We start from the raw sequence: 452 nt of genomic DNA, 5'->3' as shown, positions 1-452 counted from the left end.
ACCGCCTGTTACCATGGAATTTCAAAAAATAGGTGTGGTTTGCTAGACGCTTACTTATAAATAAAGAAATTAGTGCCGAAGAAGACCTAATCAATTTTGAGCCATTTACATTAAATGAAGTAGTATATAAAGGCCCGATAGCAGCATGGTTATATCGTACTGAACAACTCGCCAAAGCTTATGGTTATCACCTCTACTTACCTGAAAACAGTTTGGATCGCGATATAAACCATTTTTTAAGGTTATTAAAAGAATGCCATCATTACATCATTGTAAATGAGCCTTCTTAGCCTTTTGCTCGCCGAGGCTACTTGATACTTATTAGCTTTTATTTCGCACTAACGACGACTTTTGAGTTATAAGGTTTCGGGCGGTGGCTGAATTAGCCGACAGGCTAGTGTTATGAACGGAAGAGCTCTGCGATTCCTTTTTTCAGCCTCCCTTTTTTAACT

The 452-nt window shown here is 38.5% G+C and carries 1 protein-coding gene; it reads left to right on the top strand.

Going from position 1 to position 452, the window contains the following annotated elements; translation table 11 throughout:
• Positions 1–32: 32 nt before the first annotated feature.
• Entirely contained in the window at positions 33–290 is a 258-nt protein-coding gene (locus V6256_RS15210; RefSeq protein ID WP_341599106.1) for a DUF2982 domain-containing protein, read from the top strand.
• Positions 291–452: the final 162 nt, after the last annotated feature.

The organism is Psychromonas aquatilis, assembly GCF_038155185.1.
Lineage (GTDB): Bacteria > Pseudomonadota > Gammaproteobacteria > Enterobacterales > Psychromonadaceae > Psychromonas > Psychromonas aquatilis.
This window is presented reverse-complemented; position numbering and strand designations above follow the sequence as displayed.